This window comes from Croceivirga sp. JEA036, from assembly GCF_011882165.1.
Lineage (GTDB): Bacteria > Bacteroidota > Bacteroidia > Flavobacteriales > Flavobacteriaceae > Croceivirga.
The window spans coordinates 1-24,662 of sequence record NZ_JAATON010000006.1 but is presented as its reverse complement, the minus strand read 5'-3'; the positions used below and the strand labels follow the sequence as shown (position 1 = coordinate 24,662).

The 24,662-nt window shown below is 37.3% G+C and carries 18 protein-coding genes; 2 read left to right on the top strand and 16 right to left on the bottom strand.

All coding sequences use genetic code 11. The annotated features are described in order from the left end of the window. Positions 1 to 352 precede the first annotated feature (352 nt). The 5 genes from HCO57_RS14360 to HCO57_RS14340 all read right to left on the bottom strand — a co-directional run bounded on the left by HCO57_RS14360 (position 353) and on the right by HCO57_RS14340 (position 6,748). A complete protein-coding gene (locus HCO57_RS14360; protein WP_167989599.1) occupies positions 353 to 1,750 on the bottom strand; it encodes a pyridoxal phosphate-dependent decarboxylase family protein in 1,398 nt (465 codons plus the stop codon). A 46-nt stretch (positions 1,751 to 1,796) separates the two neighbouring features. After that, complete coding sequence (locus HCO57_RS14355) at positions 1,797 to 2,099, bottom strand: ArsR/SmtB family transcription factor (RefSeq protein ID WP_136952032.1); 303 nt, start codon at positions 2,097 to 2,099, stop codon at positions 1,797 to 1,799. Between the two features lie 1,417 nt (positions 2,100 to 3,516). Further along, positions 3,517 to 4,068, bottom strand: a complete 552-nt coding sequence (locus tag HCO57_RS14350) for a LysE family translocator (RefSeq protein WP_245167607.1) — start codon at positions 4,066 to 4,068, stop codon at positions 3,517 to 3,519. A 332-nt stretch (positions 4,069 to 4,400) separates the two neighbouring features. Next, positions 4,401 to 6,068, bottom strand: a complete 1,668-nt coding sequence (locus HCO57_RS14345) for an RluA family pseudouridine synthase (RefSeq protein ID WP_167989598.1) — start codon at positions 6,066 to 6,068, stop codon at positions 4,401 to 4,403. A gap of 182 nt (positions 6,069 to 6,250) precedes the next feature. Beyond that, a complete protein-coding gene (locus tag HCO57_RS14340; protein ID WP_167989597.1) occupies positions 6,251 to 6,748 on the bottom strand; it encodes a hypothetical protein in 498 nt (165 codons plus the stop codon). Between the two features lie 166 nt (positions 6,749 to 6,914). Here HCO57_RS14340 and HCO57_RS14335 point away from each other — a divergent pair, with 166 nt between their 5' ends. Then, positions 6,915 to 7,115, top strand: coding sequence for a CsbD family protein (locus HCO57_RS14335; protein ID WP_167989596.1), 201 nt, complete (start codon positions 6,915 to 6,917; stop codon positions 7,113 to 7,115). A 65-nt stretch (positions 7,116 to 7,180) separates the two neighbouring features. On the opposite strand, the gene HCO57_RS14330 is transcribed toward HCO57_RS14335, so the two are convergent. The 8 genes from HCO57_RS14330 to HCO57_RS14295 form a co-directional block, all read right to left on the bottom strand. Further along, positions 7,181 to 8,206: a hypothetical protein gene (locus HCO57_RS14330; RefSeq protein WP_167989595.1), complete on the bottom strand. Its 1,026-nt coding sequence runs from the start codon at positions 8,204 to 8,206 to the stop codon at positions 7,181 to 7,183. Between the two features lie 96 nt (positions 8,207 to 8,302). After that, entirely contained in the window at positions 8,303 to 9,595 is a 1,293-nt protein-coding gene (locus tag HCO57_RS14325) for a glycoside hydrolase family 117 protein (RefSeq protein WP_167989594.1), read from the bottom strand. A gap of 47 nt (positions 9,596 to 9,642) precedes the next feature. Then, entirely contained in the window at positions 9,643 to 10,773 is a 1,131-nt protein-coding gene (locus HCO57_RS14320; RefSeq protein WP_167989593.1) for a glycoside hydrolase family protein, read from the bottom strand. Between the two features lie 18 nt (positions 10,774 to 10,791). Next, the gene (locus HCO57_RS14315) at positions 10,792 to 12,528 is read right to left on the bottom strand and encodes a glycoside hydrolase family 2 protein (RefSeq protein WP_167989592.1); all 1,737 of its coding nucleotides are present in this window, start codon (positions 12,526 to 12,528) and stop codon (positions 10,792 to 10,794) included. 24 nt (positions 12,529 to 12,552) lie between these two features. Next, on the bottom strand, positions 12,553 to 15,792 hold the full coding sequence (locus HCO57_RS14310; protein ID WP_209066177.1) for a glycoside hydrolase family 2 TIM barrel-domain containing protein: 3,240 nt from the start codon (positions 15,790 to 15,792) through the stop codon (positions 12,553 to 12,555). Beyond that, on the bottom strand, positions 15,752 to 17,236 hold the full coding sequence (locus HCO57_RS14305) for a sulfatase (protein WP_167989590.1): 1,485 nt from the start codon (positions 17,234 to 17,236) through the stop codon (positions 15,752 to 15,754). The genes HCO57_RS14310 and HCO57_RS14305 overlap by 41 nt, the downstream gene beginning before the upstream one ends. Before the next feature lie 10 nt (positions 17,237 to 17,246). Continuing rightward, positions 17,247 to 19,532, bottom strand: coding sequence for an FAD-dependent oxidoreductase (locus HCO57_RS14300; RefSeq protein ID WP_167989589.1), 2,286 nt, complete (start codon positions 19,530 to 19,532; stop codon positions 17,247 to 17,249). A 4-nt stretch (positions 19,533 to 19,536) separates the two neighbouring features. Beyond that, complete coding sequence (locus tag HCO57_RS14295) at positions 19,537 to 21,180, bottom strand: sodium:solute symporter family transporter (RefSeq protein WP_167989588.1); 1,644 nt, start codon at positions 21,178 to 21,180, stop codon at positions 19,537 to 19,539. A 256-nt stretch (positions 21,181 to 21,436) separates the two neighbouring features. Between HCO57_RS14295 and HCO57_RS14290 the strand changes: the two genes are divergently transcribed. Further along, the gene (locus tag HCO57_RS14290; RefSeq protein WP_167989587.1) at positions 21,437 to 22,453 is read left to right on the top strand and encodes a GntR family transcriptional regulator; all 1,017 of its coding nucleotides are present in this window, start codon (positions 21,437 to 21,439) and stop codon (positions 22,451 to 22,453) included. Between the two features lie 54 nt (positions 22,454 to 22,507). Here the strand turns inward: HCO57_RS14290 and HCO57_RS14285 are convergent, their stop codons facing one another. From HCO57_RS14285 to HCO57_RS14275, 3 genes are all read right to left on the bottom strand, one after another. Next, positions 22,508 to 22,897: a VOC family protein gene (locus HCO57_RS14285; RefSeq protein WP_167989586.1), complete on the bottom strand. Its 390-nt coding sequence runs from the start codon at positions 22,895 to 22,897 to the stop codon at positions 22,508 to 22,510. A 61-nt stretch (positions 22,898 to 22,958) separates the two neighbouring features. Continuing rightward, positions 22,959 to 23,399, bottom strand: a complete 441-nt coding sequence (locus HCO57_RS14280; RefSeq protein WP_167989585.1) for a GNAT family N-acetyltransferase — start codon at positions 23,397 to 23,399, stop codon at positions 22,959 to 22,961. A gap of 63 nt (positions 23,400 to 23,462) precedes the next feature. Next, complete coding sequence (locus HCO57_RS14275; protein ID WP_245167606.1) at positions 23,463 to 24,404, bottom strand: alpha/beta hydrolase; 942 nt, start codon at positions 24,402 to 24,404, stop codon at positions 23,463 to 23,465. Positions 24,405 to 24,662 lie beyond the last annotated feature (258 nt).

The window sequence follows — 24,662 nt, the reverse complement described above, 5'->3', positions numbered from 1 at the left end:
AGGTATAGCTTCTATAAAATTACTAAATAAACCAACTCATATATAAGTTCCATAGCCCAGTTCCTTGTAATTTATAGCATGGAGTTGCAACATAGAAAGATGGCATCTACACCAGACTTTTCTAAATTATTGGAAGAAGCTACAAGAAATGCTACCTGCACTTGGTAGTTTACTGTTACAGTTCGTTGTTGTACTTCTTCAAGATTCAAAGAATCTATACTATATTATATAGAATTTAAGCTGCCTAAACTTTGGTGTGATAGTTATTTTGCTCATCATAAAACATGGTAGATTTCCAACTTATACTACCTATTTAACCTACCTTTTCAATATAAATGTCAGTTTAATTTTTTTAGTGAGAAATCATTTTTAAAGCTTTTTCAAATGACTTTACGGATTTTGTAATATCTTTTGTAGTTGTTGCCCAAGAACATACACTAACCCGTATAACTTTTTTATCATGCCATTGAGAACCTCCCAACCAGCATGTTCTTAGTGCTTGTATCTGCTCTAAGACATCCGCAGTAAGTTTATCCGTATTACAGCGTACTACCACTTGGTTAAAAACCACTTCATTTTCCACATAAAATCCTTCTATTTGTTCTATTTCTAGAGCAAATTGTTTTGCTTTCTGGTGCATGGTAAGTACCATACTATCTACTCCTTCTTTACCTAGATATTTTAACACAGCCCACAATTCAACTATTCTGGCTCTGCGAGACATTTCTGGTGTATAAAACATACCGTCTCTTTCTTTACTTTGTACCAGATAACTACCAGACATATGTAATGCGGCCGTCATCGCATCTTTATCTGCACATAGAATTATACCAGAATCATAAGGCGTATTTAAGGTCTTGTGGCCGTCTACTGCCCAAGAAGTTGCCATCTCTATTCCTTTAGTTAAATGTGTTAACTCTTTTACAGCTCCTGCCCACAAACCAAAAGCACCATCTATATGCACCCAGCTATTCGCTTTTCTTGCTTTTTCACATAGGACTTCAAAAGGATCAAAAGCACCACTATTTACATTTCCTGCTTGTAGAATAAGTATGGTATTAGCATCCAATTCTGGTATTAGTTCTGGAATAACTCTACCTTCCCTATCCACATCTACCCACTCAATATTATCTACCCCTAGCCCTAAAATTGCTACCGCCTTTAACACCGTAGAATGCGCCTGCTTACCAGTTACAATTCTTATTTTGGGAGAACCATTAAGCCCCTTTTTATTGATGTCCCAATTATTTCTTTGAAGTATTCTATAACGGGCGGCGGCTAACCCACACAAATTTGCTGTAGACGTTCCGCTTACAAAACCTGCAGATGTATGTTGCGGTAATTGAAACAAATCCCTTAACCATTTTTCTACCACACTTTCTAATTTACTGCCTATTGGAGAAAGCACATGCATAGCTGGGGCTTGATCCCAATAAGTAGCTAAGTTTTTTGCTGCCAAACCCACAGGAACCGCGCTACCACAAACAAAACCAAAATACCTACCTCCTAATGTAGCTGTAGTTGCAGGACTACCATATTCATGCAATTGTGTAATCACATCTTCTGCCTTACTAGAACTCTTAGGGAGTTCCTCATCAAACACAGTTAAATTGGCGATGGCTTGTTCTGTTGGATACACATTTCTTTCATAAATAGTATCCAAATAAGCGAATGAAAACTGTTGGGCTTGGTTAAATATTTCTCTCGCTTTCATTTCTTGAAACATGCTATCCTGTAAATGATTTTTCATACTATAAATTTATAAATTGGTAATTGTCGATTTTTTGTTGTAAAATTTAAAGTTCGTTTCTAAGTTGATTAAGGTATTTTTCTATGTTCTCCTCATTTCTTTTAAAATAAGTCCATTTACCAATTCTGGTTGCCGATACCAGACCAACCTTCTGTAGTTGAGACATGTATTGAGATATGGTTGATTGGGATAAATTCGCTTTTTCTTTTATGAACACTAGGCAAACCCCATAATCAAAGTGACCCAGTTCTTTATGCGGCGGAAAATTATCCGCTGGGTTCTTGAGCCAATTTAAGATATTTACTCTTACGTGATTAGATAGTGCTTTGTTGACCTCAATTAGATTCATACCGCTAAGATAACAAATCTATAAATACCGATTTGATATTGTTACACTCCCATAGCGACTTTGTAACGCGATGTAAACTACATTCTTATTATGGATAAAAACACGAGATCTTGCATAGAAAATAGCTTATGAAATGCCTGAATTTTACATCAAAAAGAGCTTTAAGCAATGCTGAGACACTCAGCTAACAGAGTATATCTCTAAAGTAGCCCTTTGCGCTAATTTTAGCCTTGATTAAGAATCTAAAATTAAGCGTCAGTATTCATAACAAAAAAACGATAAAAGCCGAAAACCTTAAAATTGCCAAGCTATTCAAAAGGAGTTGGGCAATGGTTAGCCGTTGTTGTAAAACGTTTTTTACTAAGAAAACAAAAATCCGATTATAAATAACAATAGAAAATAAAATATTGGAAGCATACTTATCAATCCCCAAATTATATTTCTCTGTCTGCTACCTTTTTTTCTTAGATATAAAAATAAAGCATTGAAAAATGAAAGTACTGGTGAACAACAAATCATATAAAGGGAGATTCTTTTGCCTTTTGCATAAATCTGCCAATCAGTTAGATTGAATCGGAATTGCTCAACGTAAATATTAATAAAAATTCCTATAACTAAGAGTCCGCAAATCGAAATCGCTAGAATCTCAAATAGGTGTAAATCTTTAATCCATCGAACAATTTTCAAATTCATAATTTTCAATATCATGTTTTGTCTCTTTGATGGTAAAACCCTCATTATAACCTGTGTTAAATATAACTTTCCATATAGTGAGTTCTATCAATCCATAGCAAAAAATGGTATAACCTCTTCTATTTTCGTTGTTACAATTTGTTTTAATCCATATACTATTTTGAAAATTTTATCAGAATTATCAAATCAAGGAGACCTAGAGAATCTGTCTTTATATTGTTTTGGTAAATGTTTTATATCAGCATTAGAACATTTTTTGTCAATCGTTACCAAAAAGTTGCTGTCTACACCAATAGAAGTGAGAAAAACGTCATATTCATAGTAATTGCAAATCAACGGTTTAGACAACATTGCAATCACCAATGTAGGAATGATAAAGTCACCGATAACATTTTTATTATCTTCTATAGTCAACATATTAACCCTTATTTACCATATCGTATTATCCACTTTTTTGAGATATTGTGAACGAATAATCAAATCATCTTCTAATTAGACGGTGAAAGAGTAAATAAAAATCAGCATCATGGCTGTCATTACCTTCATGAAGGATGTTTCAAAAAATACTATACAACCAAACAATAGCCTTCTCTCAACACAAATCTATCATACATAAAACTACAAAATAAAGTTGTAAAAAACTTATTTTGACGTACGTACTTCATAATCTTATTAGTAGATTGTTTTTTTTTAAACGAATAGCTTATCAAAAAAGCTAACAGTCTTACTTTGCTTTGGTCAATGCCATTTTAACGGCAAGACCTTTTAAAACAGAGGCCATAAACCATTTCTGAATTCTTAGCCATATGAGCTTTTTAGAGAACCAGGAGGCCATCTTAGCCGCAGAGACTACAATTAAAAAGTTTACCGTAAAACTAATTACAATTTGTAATACGCCCAATTGAAAACTTTGGCTTAGAATTGAACCATTTTCTGGTTTTATAAATTGCGGAAAGAAAGACAAGTAAAATACGGCCATTTTAGAATTTAAGACATTGGTCATAAGCCCAATATTAAACAATTTAAAGCGCTTATCTGCCTTTAAACTTTTATCTGCATCAAATATTCTAGTATCAGATTTAACAGCATTGTAGGCCAAGTATAACAAATACGCTACTCCAAAAAATTTAACTACCACAAAAGCGTACGGAATTGCAAAAAATATGGCCGTTAACCCAAAAGAAACCATAAGTATATGGAATAAAAAGCCACACATAACACCAAACAACGAAATAATTCCAGCATTCTTACCTTGAGCTAATGACCTTGATATCAAGTAAATCATATTAGGCCCTGGAGACAACACCATAATTAAGGCTGCCACCAAACAAAAGAAGGTCGGTAAAGGGTATCATATAAATTTAATTTTAAGTATAAAGACTTTTTAGAACAGCTTCACCACCCTTTGCATTCTAATCTGGCAAAACTACACCGATTCTTTTTATGATACTGAAAGCAAAGCAATGTATTTTTTTATAGGTATGTTTTAAAAACAGATTTCTGCCATTGGTGTAGATCAGAACAGAAACCAGCTAGAGGCTATTCTAAAACAAGCAAAAAAAGAAATTAAAATCTTGGTAGAAAAAAGGCACGTATAGTCCTGTTTGCTTAAGGATTAATAGCAAATGGCACTTCCGTACTAATAACCATTTCTTTTTGAGTCGTGGGGTGCTTAAATGTTATTTCCTGTGCATGTAAGCAAAGTCTTGACGCGGGTGTACCATACAAATTATCTCCTAAAATTGGTGCTTGTAAACCTAGCTTGTGTGCACAGTGCACCCGTAATTGATGTGAACGCCCTGTGATAGGATGTAATTTGATAAGCGTTTTGCTACTTGTTTTTTGGACCACTTTGAAATAAGTTAATGCAGGTTTGCCATGCTCATAACTTACCTTTTGCATTGGCCTATTATTAATGTCTAAAATTAAGGGTAATTCTATTTTACCTTCCGTAGCTAATATTGCCTTTTCTAACAACGCCATGTATGTTTTGCGTATGGTTCGTTCTAAAAATTGCAGCTGTAGCGCTTTGTGAGCCTCTTTGGTCAATGCCACTACCATAACTCCAGAAGTGTCTTGATCTAACCTATGTACAATTAAAGGCCCAGTTGCCTTAGGATAACGGTCCTGTATTCTTGATTTTACGGAGTCCTTAATGTGTTTTCCAGGCACAGACAACATTCCAGAGGGCTTGTTTACCACAACCAAGTTTTCATCTTCAAATAGTATTTCTAGCGTTTTGTCTGCCCCAAAATTTGTCAACAAAGGATTTGGTTTTACTGGTGTTCCTTTGAGCATGTGAGCCAAGATTGGCTTGCATTTGCCTTTGCATGCAGGATAATAATTGCCATGCACCCGTATTTCTGAATTGGGAGATGCTCCCCACCAAAACTCCGCCAAGGCTAATGGTTTTAAATTGTTTTTAAAGGCGTACTGAAACAATTTTGGAGCTGCACATTCTCCCGCTCCAGCTGGCGGTACCTCAACCCCAACGTCTAAGAAGACTGATTTTACATCCTTTGTTTCTCCCAATGCATTTGTAAACACAAACTCAGCAAATATTGCGTCTTGCAAAGCGGCAGATTTGGCTTTTCTTAAGGCTTTTAATTGCTTCACTTTCTTATCAAAATATTGGGCTTCCTGTTTTGCTTTTTCCAATCGCTGATTTTGCGAACGGGTAAAACGTCTTAAATCCATCCCTGCAATTGCTCCTTGCCTATTCAATTCTTCTAACAAGACACTTTGTTCGCTGTCTGGTAATAAAGCTGCTGCCTTGCGTTTTTTATCACGGTCTTTTTTTGCTTGTTTGGCTGCTAGCTTGGCAGTTTTAATTGCTAAAGCAACTTCTGCTGTAACCTTTTGTAACTGTTCTTGCGCGTTTGCATATTCAGCACTATCCAACAAAGTTTTCAACGCTGCACTAATGGCATTGATGCTAGCCATTTCTGGAAAATCTTCACCTTTTGGTAATTGATGTACTGGGGGAACAAAGGGTAATCTCTCCAAGGCAGGCTGCAATTCTCCGGAATATGCGGCTATATAACCCAATTTGCCGTCTTCGTCCTTTACCACAAGCACACCCAGCATACGTCCTTTGGCCTCCTTTGTTAAAAAAGGAAGTTGATTCTTGAGCTTTTCCTGTAAATGCTCTGCAGCTTGTTGCGCTAGGTTGATGGGCGTATAAAAATGAGGATATTCCAATGCCTGCGGTAAGGTATTTACCGTAGGCTCAAAATATACCAATTTGTTTGCGTGATTAGCGGAAGTTACTGTCAATTACTTTGGTTTAACATGTTAATTAAAGTCTTAGAAAGACTTTCTATTTTAGGCAAATTTATAACAGGAACCAGGAAAAATGGGTGACTAAATTGTGTAATTCTTTGCCACACTACTAATAGGTTTAGACGATGTTCCCCATATAAAAATTAGGAATAAGAATAATAGAAATCTCTATTTTTTTACTTTTCTAAACTAAACCTACCTTCCACTTCTTTATACACGGAACCGCTGTCATATCCAAAATCTATTTCTACATTAAGTTGAATTTCCCAAGTGTCTTGATTCACCCGTTGCCCTTGAATAGTACCAGAGGTAATTGCAATACTTTCTGTATTTACACAAAAGCAAATTTGCCGGTAATACATGTTAAGTTGTTGCAAATCTTCATCTGAATAGGAAAATTCATTTAAAGCTGCATCAAGTTCAAACAGAATGGATTCTGAATAACCAGAGTCTGCAAGGTTTGGGTCTGCTTTTTTAACAAGTTCATACGTAAACATCAAGTTAGAACCTTGGCCAACGGTAACTACAAAAAAATCAGTTTCAGCATCTGGTATTTGTAGCCTTGCATTTTCTGTATAACTATAGGATTTGGTGGTGTCTTGGTCTTCATCATCACTTTTAGAGCAAGAGAGTACCAGCATGCAACATATAATAGAAAAAATAGTAGATTTCATTGGTGGCTACGTTTAATAGATAGATACCTAAAACTATAAAAAGTTGCGGTACCAAGCTAAAAACACTGCCGATGCTTTAGCACTAAAAACAAATTGATATGCATTAAACTTGTCCCTGTTATCACTTTACTTTTAGCATATAATTTTTAAACTAAAACATACAGATATGTCAGCACCTTGGAAAGATAAAGCAAAAGGAAATTGGAACATTGCAAAAGGAAAATTAAAGCAAGAATGGGGAGAGTTAACAGATGATGACTTGGATTATCAAGAAGGTAAAGAAGATGAGCTTCTAGGCCGTATTCAAAAGAAAACTGGCGAAAGCAAAGAAAAAGTAAATGAATTTTTAAACAGTCTTAAGTATTGATTTTGATTGATTGACCTAAACTGAAAAATCCCGCCATTGCGGGATTTTTTTATTGGTTTTAAATATTATTTCCAAAATTGCCACCATTTTTTCGCATTAGAAGAATTGTTATTACTATTAACCCCGCGCTTATCTGGTGTTTCTACTCCTCTTTTTTTATACTGCTTTAATAATTCTGACATTTTGGTCAAAGCCTCTATATTAGTTCTAGCATTTGGCATTTGTACTATGCTAAAAAACTTTGCATCCAATTCTTCTAAAGTATTAGAATCTAAAGAACTATCTCCTTGTATATTCTCTCCTTCTTTTTTCTTTTCAAAGATGCACTTATTGTTATAAGTAGCTGTTATAAATATATCTCTGCCTGTTTTTTTTCTCCATTGTTCTACTCCTACATCGTTTAATTCTTCCTCAATAGCATTCTTTACTAAAAAACTTAAGAGGTCTTCATTATTTACACAATTATCTGTAATCTGCAATTTGAACTCACCATCCAAATTGGAAGAATTTTCATCATTGAATTTTGCACGTAAAAATCTTTTAATTGTATTTGCTATTACAGATGGTGAATTGTGAGTAAACACCCCCAAATATTTTTCTAAACCACTTTCTTCACTGCCGAATCTTACGGCATTAAATCCTATCTCTTCCACACTATAGTCTGGATTTTCTGTAGGCTGTACAGCAATGGGAATATCAGGACTTCCTAAGTATACAATTTTATCCAATTTTTTGAACGTACCTTTCTCCATTGGGAGAAATCGTTGTCCTAAAGAAACTCCCTTAGGTTGTGTAACATCAAATCCATGTACTATGATGGCATCAGTACCTTCACCTTGCTCATTTCTAAGAATTCCTTCAAAACCAATTACTATTTGTTGATAAGGTTTTTCCTCACTTTCCAAAACTTTCTTTGCATACTCCATTGGATTACCATCAGTCATCAAAACCCGTACATACTGAGTGTCGCCGTTCTTTAAATACATAAATGGAGCTATTGGAGCATCAGAGTTGTGTCTTAGATAAACACCCCAGTCAACTCCAAATAAAGTTAACTCTTCTAGTTTTCTATTACCATTGAAAATATCCATAGTTTATTAAGTAATTTGGTTAAGATTTAATTGTATAACTCCAAATTACGCAACGGTATTGTATAAAAAGCCTAATGTGTTACTTAAATAATAAATCTATCGTCCTTCTGGGTGCGCACCTTTGCTTGGTGCTTGTGCAAAATAAACTTCTGGTTTATGCCAAACCCCTGTTTTTTTATACTCTGGTATGGAGTGGTCCAGACTTAAGTCACAATCAAACCTAGCAATAATAGAATATTGTTTTTTAGGCTGCCCTGCATTGATAAAATGAGACAATCCCCAGGTAAAACCACGTCCATTGCCATTATCTGAAAACATATCTGCTGCAAACGGACCTGCTGCTATGGGAGGTAAGGAAATTACCGAAGCAATTTCAAAATTTACGCCATCCTTTGCAAACTGTATGGTTTCGCGCTCATTGCCATCTTTTATGGTAATATTTGCTATACCTTCCTTAAATGGAAAATAAGTAGTTTCATGCCCAGAGGTCATAACTGGATTTAGCGGATGTTTGGTAAATGGTCCCAACGGATTCTCTGCAATGGCCAAACCATGACCAACCGCATATTTATCCCTAATATCTGGCCATTTATTATAGGCAGCTTTGTAGTACAAATATATTTTACCGTTAAAAACTAAGGGCTGCGGATCATGGGTAGCATCTTGGTCCCATTCTCCCTTTTTACCAAACGGAATAACAGCGTCCCCGCCGTGAATCCAAGGACCTGAGGGTGAATCTGCATAAGATACCGATACTGGGCACCAATCTCCCCTTAATCCACTCGGCTCATTAAACGCTTGGTAATACAAGTAGTATTTCCCTTTCCAGATTAAGATATCTGGTGTGGCCACAGAGCGCCAACCGGGCGATGCTTTTTCTGGTCTTTTTATGGCTACGCCTTGTTCTTGCCAGTGTACGCCATCTTTACTTGTTGCATACCAGATTTCTGCTAAGTCCCAATCGGTAGATGGAATTTCATCTGTAGCTTCTTTTGCTCTGCTCCACCCTATGGGTGGTGTTTTTGTATGGCGCTTGGTATAGTACACATAGTAGGTACCATCTACTAATATTGGTCTAGATGGGTCCCTTCTAGAAATGGTTCCATCACCACCGTTATAATCAAAACCATCTAGTTTTGTGTATTTAAAAAGGGAATACAACTCGTTATCTTGCACGCGAGGTGTAGGATAATTGAACATTCGCTCTGCAGAAGCACTCAACGGAAAATTAGGTTTCTGTTCTGGCATCTTATGCGGAAACACTTGATGTTCTGCCTTTAAAACATCTTCCTTAGCTGTTTTTTTTGTCTGATTTTGATTGTCGCAACTTGTCCACAAAAGACTTGCAAAAACAACTTGCAGAACTGGTTTTTTTAGTATTTGTTTCATTTTCATGCGTGTAAAATAGTTACAAGGCTACTTAGGGGTTTTGTACCTTATTTGCCTATAATTTTTTCTATGTGTAATGGTATTTGAAGATTGAAGGATTCTCGCGCACCTGCTGCATTTAGCGTGTCTGCGGCACATAATAACGCTACAGGCCTACCATCTTCTACAAACACCTGTGGGCGTTCTAAATGGACAAATTGTTGCTCTCTACCGTCTTCCCAAGTAATTTTCCGTTCAGAAATATTGAAAAATGTGGCTTTATCCCAGTGTATACCATCTTTAGAATCATAATGAACTAAAGAAAATAAACGTTCCCCATTTACGTGTTTCATACGTTTTACGATAGCTCTATACCTGCCATCTTGGTACCAGATATAGGGATCCTCAGCAGGAAATCGTTCGCCCTCAAAGGTAAAAACAGGGTCTGGATATTTTTTAAAAGGACCTGTAGGGCTATCCCCAATAGCCACCATGTGGACTACTGGACCACCAGCAGGCAAATCAAACTGCTTTCCTACCGCCTTATATACCATTAAAATTTTACCATCTGGCATTTGGCATACAGAAGGGTTGCTCGTCATTAACGCATCGTGGTCTGTTTCTTTATTGCCCACGTCTAAAACGGGTTCATCCATTCTTAGCCAAGGACCTTCAGGAGAATCGGCAACTGCTACCCCTATTCGTTGCTTATTGCGATGTTCCCAGTTCAAAGCAGGTTTTCCTGGTTCACTCACAATTTTTTTATCGCCTGTATTCCCCATATAATACAGGTAATATTTACCGTTAAACTTATGTACCGTAGGGTTGTGGGTACAAGAACCGTCCCAATATTCCTTACCTCTATCTGGTAAAACCACGCTTTTGTGTTTAAAAGGGCCGTATGGCGTGGGAGCTACAGCATGGGCAATTTCTGAATATGTAACCCACTCCCACCCTATTTTTTTTGGCCAACGAGCGTAAAGCATATGATATCTATTATCATCTCCTTTTACCAAAGAACCTCCCCAAATACTAAGGCTATCATTCCGAAAAATAGCTGTCTTGGCTACCTTACCAAAAGATATTTTATAGTCCACGGAGACTTTTTCGTTCGCTTTAACATCCTCTTTTTCCGTTTCTCTACAAGCTCCAAAAAATATTAAAAAAACAATGCTTAGTACGTTAATTAAGTTTTTCATTTTAAAATTGTTTTTGGTCTACTTATTGGCTGTGTATATGTTTTGTATTTGCTTGTAGGCTTTTTTCTTTTCTCGCTTTTCACTCACCACTCCCCATTCTCTAAATCCGGAGGTGGGTGTACCTTTGTAATCGCTACGGTAATCATTGTAACTCCACAGTGCCGAACCAACAACATAGGGCAATTCCTTTAGTTCTTGCAACTGCATTATTAAAGCGCTATCTAAAGTGGCTTCTGGTGCAGGTCCTATTTGTTTTAATCCAATTTCTGATACAAAAATGGGTTTCCCAGGAAACTTTTGATGCGTACGCTTTACCGCTTCCACAGCATCGCCGTAACTGTTTAAGCACATTAAGTCTAATTTTTGGTAAGGCTCGTTTTCCAAAGAAGCATGTTCTTTATAAGAAGTAAGACTTACATAGGTTTTTAACCGTGTAGTATCTAATTGGACAATATAGTCTAGCATGCTGTTTATGTATCCAAATTGTGCTTTTGTAAGGGTAATGTTTGCCCAATCGTTAACAGAATCTCTTAGCTCATTACCAACACTCCAACCCACAACACTTGGATGATTGTAATCTCTAGTAATCATTTCTGAAAGCCATTTTTTAGTTTGGGGATTATCAGGAAACGATTGTGGGTCATCCGTTCCCCATACTGGAATTTCTTGCAGCAACAAATACCCGTTTTTATCGCAAAACTCCAATACAGACTTGGCTAATGGTGCGTGCATCAACCTAGAAAATTTACCTCCTAAGGCTTTGATGTCTTCCATGTCTGCATTCACTTGTGCTTCTGGTTCAGTATTCCCATAGTTGGGGTGGTCGTGTACCCGATTAAATCCGTCTGCGTACAAAGGCTCATTGTTTAAAAATAACTGTTCTCCTTTTACTTCTATTTTTCTTATTCCAAAATGGTCTGTTAACTCGCCGACCCTCTTATCTTCTTGCAAAATAGAAGTTGTTATTTGATATAAGTATGGGTGATTAACATGCCATAAATCGTATTTTTTTAATGCTTCCTTAAAAACTATTTCTTTTTCTACGCTACCTTTTTTGGACAATGCCACCTCCGTGTTTTTTTTCCATATCGTATCCCCTTCAGAATTGGTGATAGCACTTTGTAAGAGGATATTTTTTTCACTAAAAGTATAATTATCTAAAGCATATTTTACGGCAAAATTGATTGTTCCTTTAGCGAAATTTGGCACCGTTGTAATATGTTGGTATTTTAATCTAACAGCATCATAAATTGCAATACGTACATCACGACTAATACCTCCCCATGGCCACCAAGCGCCTCTGTGATAGCTATTATCCGCACTTAAAATGATTATATTTTCCTCTCCGTACTGTACTAGGTCTGTAATATTAAACTCAAATGGTGTGTAACCCCCCACGTGTTTTCCCAGTTTTTTTCCGTTGCACCAAACCTCAGCGGTCTGGTAAACCGCATCAAACTGAAGTAGCAACTGCTTGCCTTGTACTGTTCTCGGTATTTTTATTTTTCTGTGGTAATAAGCCTTTCCCCTATAGGCACTGTATCGTTCTCTGGTATCCCAATTAGCAGGCACTGCAAGGGTATCCCAAGCTATTTGGGATGGGTCAGCAATGATACTATCTTCTGATAGGTCTTTTTTTATACTAAACTCCCATGTTCCATTCAGTGCTATTTGCTTAGGAACAGAAGCCTGTTTGCAAGCACAAAAGGCAAACAAACCTAAGAATCCTAGTATTACACGATAAAAAGCAATCATTTTATAATTTTTTAGGTTGATATTTTAATGCTCATCCTGTTTTGTAGCTTTCACCACCTGAGACCTTATACTTTTTACTCCCTCAATCTCTCGTTGTAATTGAAAATACTGTACCTCTTTATCCAATACATCAATAGAAAGCATACCTCTAACATTAGTAACAAATTGATGCTCTAATGCTGTAGGGGAGTCGCCATAAAAAACGGTATAATCACCATCTTCAAAATCACTAGAATAGCCTATTACCAATTTATCATCCGTGATAAAAGCATCCCAGATTACGGGTGGCAAGGGTTTATTAGTAGTGGTAACAAATACCTCATCAGACGCGTTACTTTCCGCTTTATCGTTTAGTGCATACAGCTCAAAACCATAATTAGTTTCTGGTGCTAAACCTTCTATATCTATAAAATCAGCAATTGTTCTTGCAGTAATCTTTTTAGATTTTGCAGTAGCACCATAGCGTACAAAGTAAGCGGTAGCATTAGGCACCTTGTCCCACACAACTCTAACATTGGTATCCCCAGCCAAAACTTCTTTAATTTTTGGGGTAATGGCTTTGTTAAATGAAACGGTAGTTGCCCACCTGGTATGTTTTGTTGGTGCCACCAAACGCAGGTTAAGGGCTAAGACCGATTTTGGAAGTTGACCCCAAGAAATTTCTCCTACCCATAAACTATCTTCTGGGTGTAGGATAGGTAATTGTTCGCTATTCTTGTAAACTGTTTGTCCTTTCTGGTCTACAAAATCATAAGCTAACTGATACCCCTTTAGACTATAGCTAGGATAATCGCTTCTAGATTTTATAGGGATGCGTAGCTGTGCCAACCGTTTTTTAAAATCTATTGATGTAACCTGAATTTCATGTACTGGAGCATGCTCTTGTTGTATGCGCTGAAAAAGTTTTCTTTTATCACGCCATGTAGTGACAATTCCCCAGACTCTATTTTCTTCTGCAGTAGTGCCAGCGTATCCGCTACGGTAGTCGTTAAACGTCCACATACTAGTGCCAATCACAAATTCGTTTTGATGTCTAAAGTGATTCATCCACTTAGAAAACACAGCCTTATCGCCATCAATAGCCGTTGTAGAAAATGGGTCAAAACCATACTCTGAAATGAATATGGGTTTATTAGGCCATTTTCTTCTTAAAGCATCTAAAATCTCCTGTGGTTCTCCTTGCCAACGATACATGTTATGCATAATTAGGTCCACAAATGTATTAGGGTCCGTTTCTGGAGTGTATTCTGGTTTTTGGCCAGAATTGCTAACACAAGTCACCAAACGGTATGGGTCTAAATTTTCTTTTACGTAAGCTATAGCCGCTTTACCATAATCAAAATGATTATTGAGCTCATTACCCACACTCCAGCCAATAACACTAGGCCTATTGGCATCTCGTTCTATCATACCCTTTAACCAATATTTTGCCAAAAAGTAATTCTCTTCTTTTACCTCAAAATTGTGCGCAGGTCTAATTTTGATGTAGGCTTGGTCTAGATGCAAAATTTCTTCCTCTTCAGGGTTTATGTCTATTCCTGTTGCTTTTTTAAATTTTTCTAAAGGATAATACTGTGCCCTAAATTCATCGTTATCTAAATCCCGCACATTAATTTCTTCAAATAATAAAATACCAAGACTATCACATATTTTAAGGAGGTTTTCATTTTGCGTTCCGTGCATAATACGCATAAAATTAGCGCCAGCTTCTTTCATTAAATGCACGTCTTTTAGCAATACCAATTTAGGTTCAGAAGAGCCCCAAAATCGACTCTCACTCACTCTATTAAAACCTGCTAACCTAACTGGCTCTCCATTAAACAACATGCTAGATGCTGTTAATTCTACTTTACGAATACCAAAATAGTCTTCCTTAGCATCTATCACTTTAGAATCCTCTGCTATTTCGGTCTTAAAATCATACAGAACAGGATGGTCAAAATGCCACAACTCCACCTTATTCTTTGGCAACAAAGTTTGCATCGCTACCGTTTCCGTACTATTGGCTCTTAACGTAACCGTACGTACCATCTCTGCAATTTCCCCTTTTTTAAACAATTTTGTTTTTAGTGTGATGCTCCGAGAATCTTTGGAGGTATTCTGCAATTTTACCTTAATGTTTACTGCAGCGTCTCCAGTTTCTAGATTTGGTTCTGCGTGTAAGTATTGAGAAACAATCCTAATACTATTTTTTCTTGTGAGTGTTACAGGTCTAATAATGCCACCCCAATTCCAAGTTGCGCCCACTACAGCGGTATTATCTGCTTCTACTGCAAGGGTATTTTCGCCATTAAAATTTAAATATGGGGTTACATCAAATTCAAATGGAGTGAATCCGCCTCTATTCATCCCAACATATCGGCCATTTAGGTATATTTTGGACAGATGGTACACCCCTTCAAACTTTAAATAGTACCGGTCTTCTTTTTTTTGCCGCCATTCTTTTGGTAATGCTATTGAGCGGCGATACCAACCCTTTCCCGTGTAATTAGAATATGCATTATTAGTTCCCCAATGTCCTGGTACTTTTACCTTAACCCAGTCGGAATCGTCATACATGGTTTTGTAAACCAAAGAAGGTTCTTGTTTTGCCTTTAGGTATTTTTCTTTAGGTATTTTTCTAAACAAAATAGCATCTGCCGCCACAGCGCCACTTACGATAGCGGAAAGTTCCACATAATTATCCTCAGTACTGTTAAAATTATAAATACCTAGACTCACCCACTCTCCACAATATGTACGCTGACTTATATATTTAGTAGTTACCCCTTTTGCATGCTTAATACTATACTGGGTGGTTAAATGCGATGAAAATGGAAATTGCGTAAAGACTTCATAATATCCAGATTTCTTGAATTTAGGGCGGTACCTTACATAACTGCCATCCTTCTTACTACCCCCATTTATTTCGGTTAAGGTATAATTATGCTGCAAATAATTTTCACCGTAAAAAGTAGATGCTCGTTCTCCTTTGGTTTTTGTTATCCAATTCCCAAAAACTTCTACATTGCCATTGGTATTATCTAAAACGATGTCTTTTTCCGTTTCTCTTATATTTAGGTAATTAGAACCTTCGCCATAAATGGCGTAAAACTTCCAATCGCCATCTAAAGAAATCTGGTCTTCTTCTTGTGCTTTTAGGGTTGTGGGTAAACCTATCCAAAACAAGTATAAAAACAAGATGATATTTTTTGCAGTCTGTTTTTTGGTCGTCATTGTTAGTTTATTGTTCTGTGGTAGAAAAAGGGTGTGTTCCAGGGTCATCTGGAGCTCTATTTACATAGGATTTCCATGCATTATAACGCGCTCTCCACTCCTCTAAAGTTCTTGTAGGATAGTTTGCCGATAATCCACCGTTTCTAAATTCTTCTGTAACTCCTTCATCCTTAATTTCCTTTCGCCATAACTCTAAATCGGTTAGCAATTGCGTTTTTATATCCGCATATCCTTTATCATCTGCAAGATTTTGCAGTTCGTATGGGTCTTTTTGAATATCGTACAACTCATATTCTGGCTTGGTTGGCGCAAAGAACTTTGCTTGGTCTGCATTTAACTTTCCTTCTAAATACAATACGCTCATTTCTGCTAATATGGGGTAGTTATCTTCCTTATAACCGCTATACTGCAACCAAGCCCTTTCTGGCATTAAATTGTGTATTAGTTTATATTTTTTAGAGCGAATGGTGCGCATAGCATCATGTGTTTTACCCATTCTGTCTCTTGCAGCGTAGATGTAAGACCTTTCCTTTCTGTTCTGGTCTAAAAGCGAAGTGCCATGTAGCGGCCTAGCGGGTTTTATACCGGCCACATCTAAAATAGTGGCGGTAATATCTAGCGTTTGTACTAATTCTTTTTTTACAGAACCCTTCTTAATTTTCGCAGGCCACCTCATGATAAGTGGCACTTGAATACCGGGGTCGTACAAAAACTGCTTGCCACGTATGTGACATCTGCCATTATCCCCGATTAAAATTACTAATGTATTTTCTGTTAGGTTTTCATCCTGTAATCGTTGCAATATCTCTCCGACTTCCTTATCACATAACTGCATTTGCTCCAAACCATTTGCCCAATCGCGTCTTGCAAATGGCGAGTCTACGTAATAGGGAGGAAGTTCTACTGAATCTATCGGTATTGGATTATCAGTATCTCTACGCCACCTTCTATGCGTTCCGGTAAGCGTGATTTGCGCAAAAAATGGCTGATTATCCTTACGGTTGTCCCAATCATCAGACTGAAAACCCAAGGCATCTCTAAAATTAGTATCGGTTTTGTTTGATTTCATCAAGGCTGTATGGTAGCCCGCCTTCTGCAACAACACAGGAATGGGAAAAATGCCTTGTGGTAACGGTTTTTTATCTTCTTTAGCCGTACGATGCATTTGCGCGCCAATATAATTTTGGTGGTAACCCGTTATCATTGCCGAGCGCGATGTAGAACACACTGGTGCTGTACAAAATGCATTAGTATACCGCACGCCCTCTGCGGCTAATTGGTCTGTAAAAGGGGTATGGATTCCTTTGGTTCCATAACAAGATAAATCTGGGCTCCAGTCTTCTAAGAGTATCCAAACAATGTTAGGCTTAGCTGTTTCCTTTGTATTTTCTTTTATCTTTTTACATGCCGAAAATGCGAATACCAAGCAACTAAAAATTAGCAGTACCTTGCCTTTATTAGTCAACACACCTAATACACACTTTTTCTGCATACCCATTAATTTAAATAGCCCAAATCTTAAACAAAGACACAGGAATAGTAGCATTACATTGTTTAAATTTTATCACAAGCGTATCCGTAGTTATGCCGTTTTCCCAAACGTGCGCATTCATTGCTTGATGATTCCCTACAACCTTTTTAAGCAAGTTGCCATTACCATCTAAGATGGTATAATCACTAACTACAAAGGGAATTTCACTTTCTGGATGCCCCATTAAAACAGACTCTAACGCGTGGTCATAATCGCAATCAAAAAACAAGCGAAGTTCATGAATCTTCTCTGGTGATGGCCAACTAATAGTTACTTGCGGCTGCTCATCTTCCCAAGAAGCTACCCAAGCATGAGTTTCCCCTGTTGGCTCTGGTCTAGTAAGACCATCTTTTAAATTATGAACCGCATAAACATTTAAAGGATTATCCCAAGAAAGCCCTAAATTCTTACCCTTTGGCCTCCGTTCTGGCGTCCAAAACTCAAAGCTATCTATTGCTATCCCAGCTGGCGGGTCTTGCCTACCGTAATTAGATACTGCTTTGTTTATTTTATTTTGAACCGTCATCACGCCAGTTATTCTATCGTCAGAAAGTTGTAGCAGTACCTTATCATTCTTCATAAAACAGAGATACGTATAAGTAGCATCTGGCAACTTATTAAGGTTCGAAAAATGAATACGTTGCTGCCCTTTTTCTAAACTAATTTGCTGTTCTTCTACGATTACATCTGGTGTAAAATGCTTAGTGCTTCCACTAATTTTGAAAACGACGTGTAGCACTGTTTTTTCTAAGGCATCAACCGTAATGGAAAAGTTATATAAAGTATTGGCTTGCAAGGGTAGCAATTGGGCCGTGCTAAAAATCAAATGTTGCCATTCACTATTTGGTCTAAATCCCTGCAATTGTAGCGTGGAAGATGCCTTGAGTTGTGCGCTTTGTATTTTATCGTCCTTATCTACCATAGCAACTCTGGGAATTCCTTGACCATCTCTATTGAGTCTTAGTTGTAATTCCGCAACATAACCCTTAGTATAAATCTCTTTTGGCGTGCATTTTTTTTCCAAACTTAGAGCTACCGCTTTACCTACCGCTTGTCCTCCATGGGCACAGGTAAGCATAACCCTAGAAGAACCAAAAGCTACATGGGTAGCACTGATGATTCTACCCGCCAAAAACAGGTTATCTAAATCCTTGGCGTAATAACTACGATAAGGAATGGTATAAACCCCTTTACTATGCCATTGTGTACACGAGCTATGCTTGGAGTACACCCCATCTGCAGGGTGCAAATCTAATGCCCAACCACCAATAGTTACCGCATCTTCATAGTCTCTTTGCGCTACCACATCCTTTTGGGACAACATAAAATCGCCCTCAAATCTTCTACTTTCTCGTTTTCCAGGAATGGTACCTACCCATTCTAAGGTTTGGTTGGCAGCCTCTGGAAATTCACCACTATTTTTTATATAGTCCCAAATTCCATAAACCACTTTCCAAAGTTGAAATTTGATATCTTCTGATTGGTGTATGGTATCTAATCGCCCACCATATTCTACCCACCACAACTGACAACCATGGTCACCCAAGGTGTAGTTTTTAATTCGCGGCAGCTCGTTAGCATTAGTAATTGCAAAAGACGGTGGTGTATACGCTACCGGCTTGTCTGTATTCTTTGTGTAGAAATATAAAGAATGCCCTAGAAGGTTACCGTAATCGTTTATGTTTGGCGCAAAACCTTCATCAAACTCCTCTTTATCCTCTGCACCCATTCTAAAAGAGGCTCCTGCCATAAAGGCCACTATACCATCTCCAGAAGCATCGCAGAATATGGGTGCACTAACCGTATAGGTGGTAGAATTTTGGCTGCAAAACCCTGTAACGGAAGCTATTTTAGCATCTCCCGTTTTATCTACCTGATAAACCGCTGTATTTAGTATTAAGGTAATGTTTTCCTCATTGTATACCTTTTCTAGTAAAATGGTATCAAAAATCAAGGGGTTACCCTCTTTATTTCGCTTTAAATTATCTAATAGAATCTCGTTGATTAAACCACCTTCCCTGCTCCATCTATTATTATTTCCCATGTGAGAGGTAGCTCCCAGACTCCATAAACGAACCTCTGAAGAAGCATTACCCCCGAGCACTGGTCTATCTTGTAATAGCACCACTTTAATTCCAGAACGTGCGGCCGTTATCGCTGCACACACACCAGAAAGACCGCCTCCTACCACAGCAAATTCAGTTGTTAGCACTATCTGTTTTGTTTTTCTAAAAGCTGTCGCTTGTTCTTTTATCATGTTATTATGCTTTGCTAATAATTTTAACTGAAGGATGTATGAGTGCAGCAACTACCAATATTAATACGCCCATGCACGCTATTAACACAGCACTATTATTTCCAAAAAATGCCAGAACCACAATTAAAAAACCTACCGCAGCTAGCGTATTGCCTAATATTTTGAGTCCAAATTCGTTTTGACCTGAATTTGATTCGGTTACAAGGGTATTCTTCTCTTGTAGTAGTTGGTATTTTTTATACTCCAGACTTGTCTTTTTACCTTTTTGAACAAGGTATCCTTCATACAAACCCAGTAGTAGAAACGGCAGTACAGCCCCTAAAAGCATTTCATTAGCTCTATTTAAAGGGGAAATTAGTAACACCAGTATATTTAGGGCTAAACTTATCAAAGTGATGGCCAAAACCGCCCTGCCTGTAATACGTTTAGAGAATAGTGCCCAGATGGGTGGACCATACAAGGAACAGCCTGTTACCGCTCCGACACTCAAAACTACATTTACAATACCACCTAGAGAGGGAACCAACAAAGCTACTGCAATAGTACCCAAGCCAAACAACAAGGTAGAAATTTTAGCTACTGACATTAATTGTTTGTCACTAGCATTGGGTTTCCATGGTTTAAACACATCATTAGTGATAATAGACGCTGCCAAATTTAGGGTTGTATTTACACTACTTGCGGTGGCAAATACCATACCGCCAAGCATTAGGCCTAACATCCCCATGGGTAACACCTCTTTGCACATAAGCATATAGGCTTCTTCTGCCCCCAAACCACCTTCTAAATTGGGATTTATAATTCTGTAAATCATAGGTGGAAGCATCCACACTAAAGGACTCACCAAATACAACCAACCAAATGTTAACCCTACTTTTTTGGCATCTTTTGGCGTTTTTACACTAGTATAACGTTGCACATACGCCCAATTACCCCCAATAAATACGGTATTATAAACGGCAAATGCCAACATAAACTTCCAACTATACTCACCCCCAGTTAAACTCCAAAAATCTTCTGGTGCTTTAGCTATAAAACCGCTAATACCGCCCACATTATTTAAGGCTAGGATTACTACTATGGCTACTACTACAGTTAGTATTACAAATTGTAATACATCTGTGATAATCACTGCCCATAGTCCGCCCACTACCGTATACAATAATACCAGCAAGCCCAAACCAATAATACATGCATTAATAGGGCAATTGGTAGAAACTGAAACGATTTTTGCTACTGGATAAAGAAAAGCTCCCGTATATGCCAGAGAAAGTATTAGAATAATTATGGTGTAAAGTTTTTGCGTGCGTTCTCCTAATCTTCTACGTACAAATTCTGCAGCGGTTAAAACATTTGTTTTACGCCATTTAGGAGCTATAAAATACGCTACTAAAAAACCTCCCAGACACATTAAGGATTGTATGGTTATAGCCACCCAACCCATTTTATAGGCAATTGAACCCCAAACTACAAAGGTTCCTGCAGAGAAGAAACTCATATACAAAGAAAGTCCACTTATAGACCAAGGCACAGCACCTCCTGCGGCAAAATAGCTTTTCATGTCTTTGCCACTTTTACCAAAGGAAATACCGGCAAGGACTACCAAAAAGGTAAATACGAAAATAACTACGTAGTCTAAGGTTGTCATGGTTTAAGGTATAAGGCTAGCCTATTTAATTAATCTGGTCTGGCCTAGTCTGGTTTTAATACAAATAAATGCTATATTTGTATCAATTCAAAACTAAAAACAAATAAGTGTCAATAATTAAACCATTTATTTTAATATCCTTCAGTACAGAAGAGATATATCAATTTAGTTTTTGTTTCAAAAGGTCCTAAAAAGCATTATCATCTTTTACTCTTATTTTTGAAGTCCATAACGGCTAAGAAATCCCAACGTTTACATGGTAGACATTACACTAGAATCTGACTCTAAAAAACCCAAATATCTTAGGCTGGCAGAGGCTATTACCAAACAGATACAGGATGGTAAATTGAGCATGAATCAAAAACTGCCTTCTGTAAACAAATTATCTAAGGAGTTTAGCTTTAGTAGAGAAACCGTATTTAAAGCACTTGCTTATTTGAGTGAAAAAGGAATTGTGAGAGCAGTTGACAAAATTGGCTACTTTGTTACCGATGTAGTTGCAGAACAAGAGTATAGCATATTTCTTCTATTGGATAAGTTTACCCCCTTTAAGGAAGATTTGTACAACTCTATGCGGCTAAAACTGGGTAGTAAGGCCAAGGTTGACTTATTTTTTCATCATCAAAATCCACAGGTATTTGCAAACCTTATAGCACAAAATGCTAAAAACTATAGTCATTTTGTTATCACTACCTATTTGGACGATGCTAAGCTCCTAAAAGAAACTTTAAAAAAACTGCCAGAAGAAAAAGTTATTCTTATTGATAAGCATGAGCCATCTACACCCGATAATTCCGGAATGATTTATCAGGATTTTCAGAATGATATTTACAATGCCCTAAAGGACAATCTAGTATTAGTGCAAAAGTATCAGCGTTATATTCTTATTACCCATGAAAATGCGCCTCATGCTCCTTTTATCACCGCTGGTTTTAAAAAGTTTTGCAAGGATTATCAATTAAAATCAGAAATACATCATACGGTTGACCCTGTAGCTTTTGAAGCTGGCAATTTGTACATAACTATAGATGCCTATGACCGAGATTTGGTAGAAATTATTAAGCTTGCCCGTGGTAACGGATGGCAATTAGGTAACCAAGTGGGACTTATTAGCTACAACGACACCACTACAAAAGAAGTGTTGGATGGTGGTATAACGGTAATTTCTACAGACTTTAAAAAAATGGGGGTAGATACTGCCAATATGATATTGACTGGTAAAATGGAACAAAAACCAAATACGACCAATGTCATTTTACGCAACTCGCTTTAGGCTATACCTCCTGAGCCTTCTAAAAAACTACTGTATTTTTTTATGTATTGGCTATCACTCTTTATTATCTGTTATTTTCCAAGGCGGATTTATCCTATTTTCACCTGCATAGTAGAGAATTATTTGGTTGCCATCTACATCTTTAAGTCGCGCTTCTCTCCACAACCAAGATTGGTCTACTGGCGCTACATCAAAAACGAAACCCCTGTTTATTAGACTAGCCACCTTAGCGTCTAAATCATCACACTCAAAATAAACATACACCCCTTCTCCTTTGGGCATTTCCGTTACTAAATGCAATGAAAATGTGGCATTGCCAACTGGACAGACAAACCGGGCATAATGCGGAAGAGCTTTTACAATTAACTCTAATCCTAGCGCTTTGTAGAAGGGAATGGACTTGTTTAAATCTAAAGAAGGGACCGTTATTTGGTTAAGATTCATATCAATAATGATTGCATAGCTGTTTTGTAATTCTCATGTTTCTCTCTAAAGCATGCTTTGTTTACTTTAATTCCATATGTAATATGGGATAAGGTTTTCCCGAGGCATCTAAGGGCGACCTTTTCACAGTTTTGAATCCAAATTTTTCATAAAAACCTACCGCCTGGGGGTTTTGTTCATCTACATCAACTTTAGTTGCCTTGAAATATGTAATTGCATGTGTAAGTAAAGCTTTACCTATGCCTTGCCCATGATATTCTGGATGCACAAACAACATTTCTATGCCATCAGCTGCAACTCCCAAAAAACCTACTATTACATTCTGACTGTTTCTAACACAGCTTACCTCAACAGCATCTAGATAGGTGTTTAAAATTAATGGCTTAAAATAAGCGATATCTTCCTCTTTAAGAAAATGGTGGGTAGCCCTAACAGCGGCTTCCCACACCCTTACCACTTGGCTATATTCCGTCTTAGTTATTGTGGATATGGTATGCTTCATGCCTTATATATTTAAACCATTTTACCGTATTATTCTAAACCGACAACACCAAGCTGAACCAAACTAATTCTTCTCGTTTGTTCCTAACATAAACTTCAATGGAATTGAAAAACGCTTTTGCCATGCATCTTCGCTATGATTTTCTCCCGGAAAGTAACGGGTTTGCCAGTTTTTCGATTTATAGCCATGTTCTTTCATTACTACATCTACTTTGGCTTGTATTTCTGGATATAGGGCATCTAAAGTTTTATCGCCACAATCAAAATAAATTTTATGCTTTCTAGGATTAGGAAGATTTTCTTTTAAATAGGATAAAAAAGCCCTTGGCATGGGATTATTATCCAAATTGAACGTCCCTACCCAATGGGTAGACATGCAGATGGCCCCACCAAATACTTTAGGATACTCACTTATAGCATACATAGAAATTAATCCACCCATACTACTACCGGCAATAAAGGTGTTTTTTCTATTAGTTTTTACCGAAAATTTTTGGTCAATATAGGGTTTCAATTCTTTTACAAGAAACTTTAAATAATTATCAGAATTAGGAGTGAAGTCTCCAGATTTTACGTGAGTAGACGCCTTTAATTGTGCCGTAACGGTATCTTTTTCTGCAATGCTTAGCGATTGATAAGGCTTTTGAGGGAAATAATCTGGGTGCCTAGTGGCACCCCCATTATGAATGCCCACCACAATAAATGGTTTTACCTTATTCTCTTTTAATAGTTCTGATGCAATATCATCTACATTCCAAGTTTGTTTATTCCATGCCATATCTGCATCATACAACATCTGACCATCATGCATATAAAGCACTGCATATTTATTCTTATTTGAGTAGCCTTTTGGCAACCAGATATCTACATTTCTTGCTGTGACGTATTCTGACTTAAAATTCTCTAATCGTTCTAAGGTGCCACCAACTACCTTGGGCATTTGATTCTGCGCCAATGTGGTACAAACGTTTAAAATAAATGCTGCCCCTAATACGAAAATTTGCAAAGAATGGCGACTTTGGTTTTGAGACTTCATGCGATAAAAAAATGCTATTAGCACCGCAATTTAAAGCATTTACAAGGGATAGAGGGCAAAGCAGTAAATTTTAATACCGATTAAAACTAAAAAACCCCGGCTTTTAGCCGGGGTTCCCACAAACTGAATAAATTAACTAAAAACTAAACTGCTTCGTGTTAGAACTGTAGCTTATTTTACTACTACAGTTTCTTTAAAAGATTTTTGGTTGTCTACAACTACTACAGT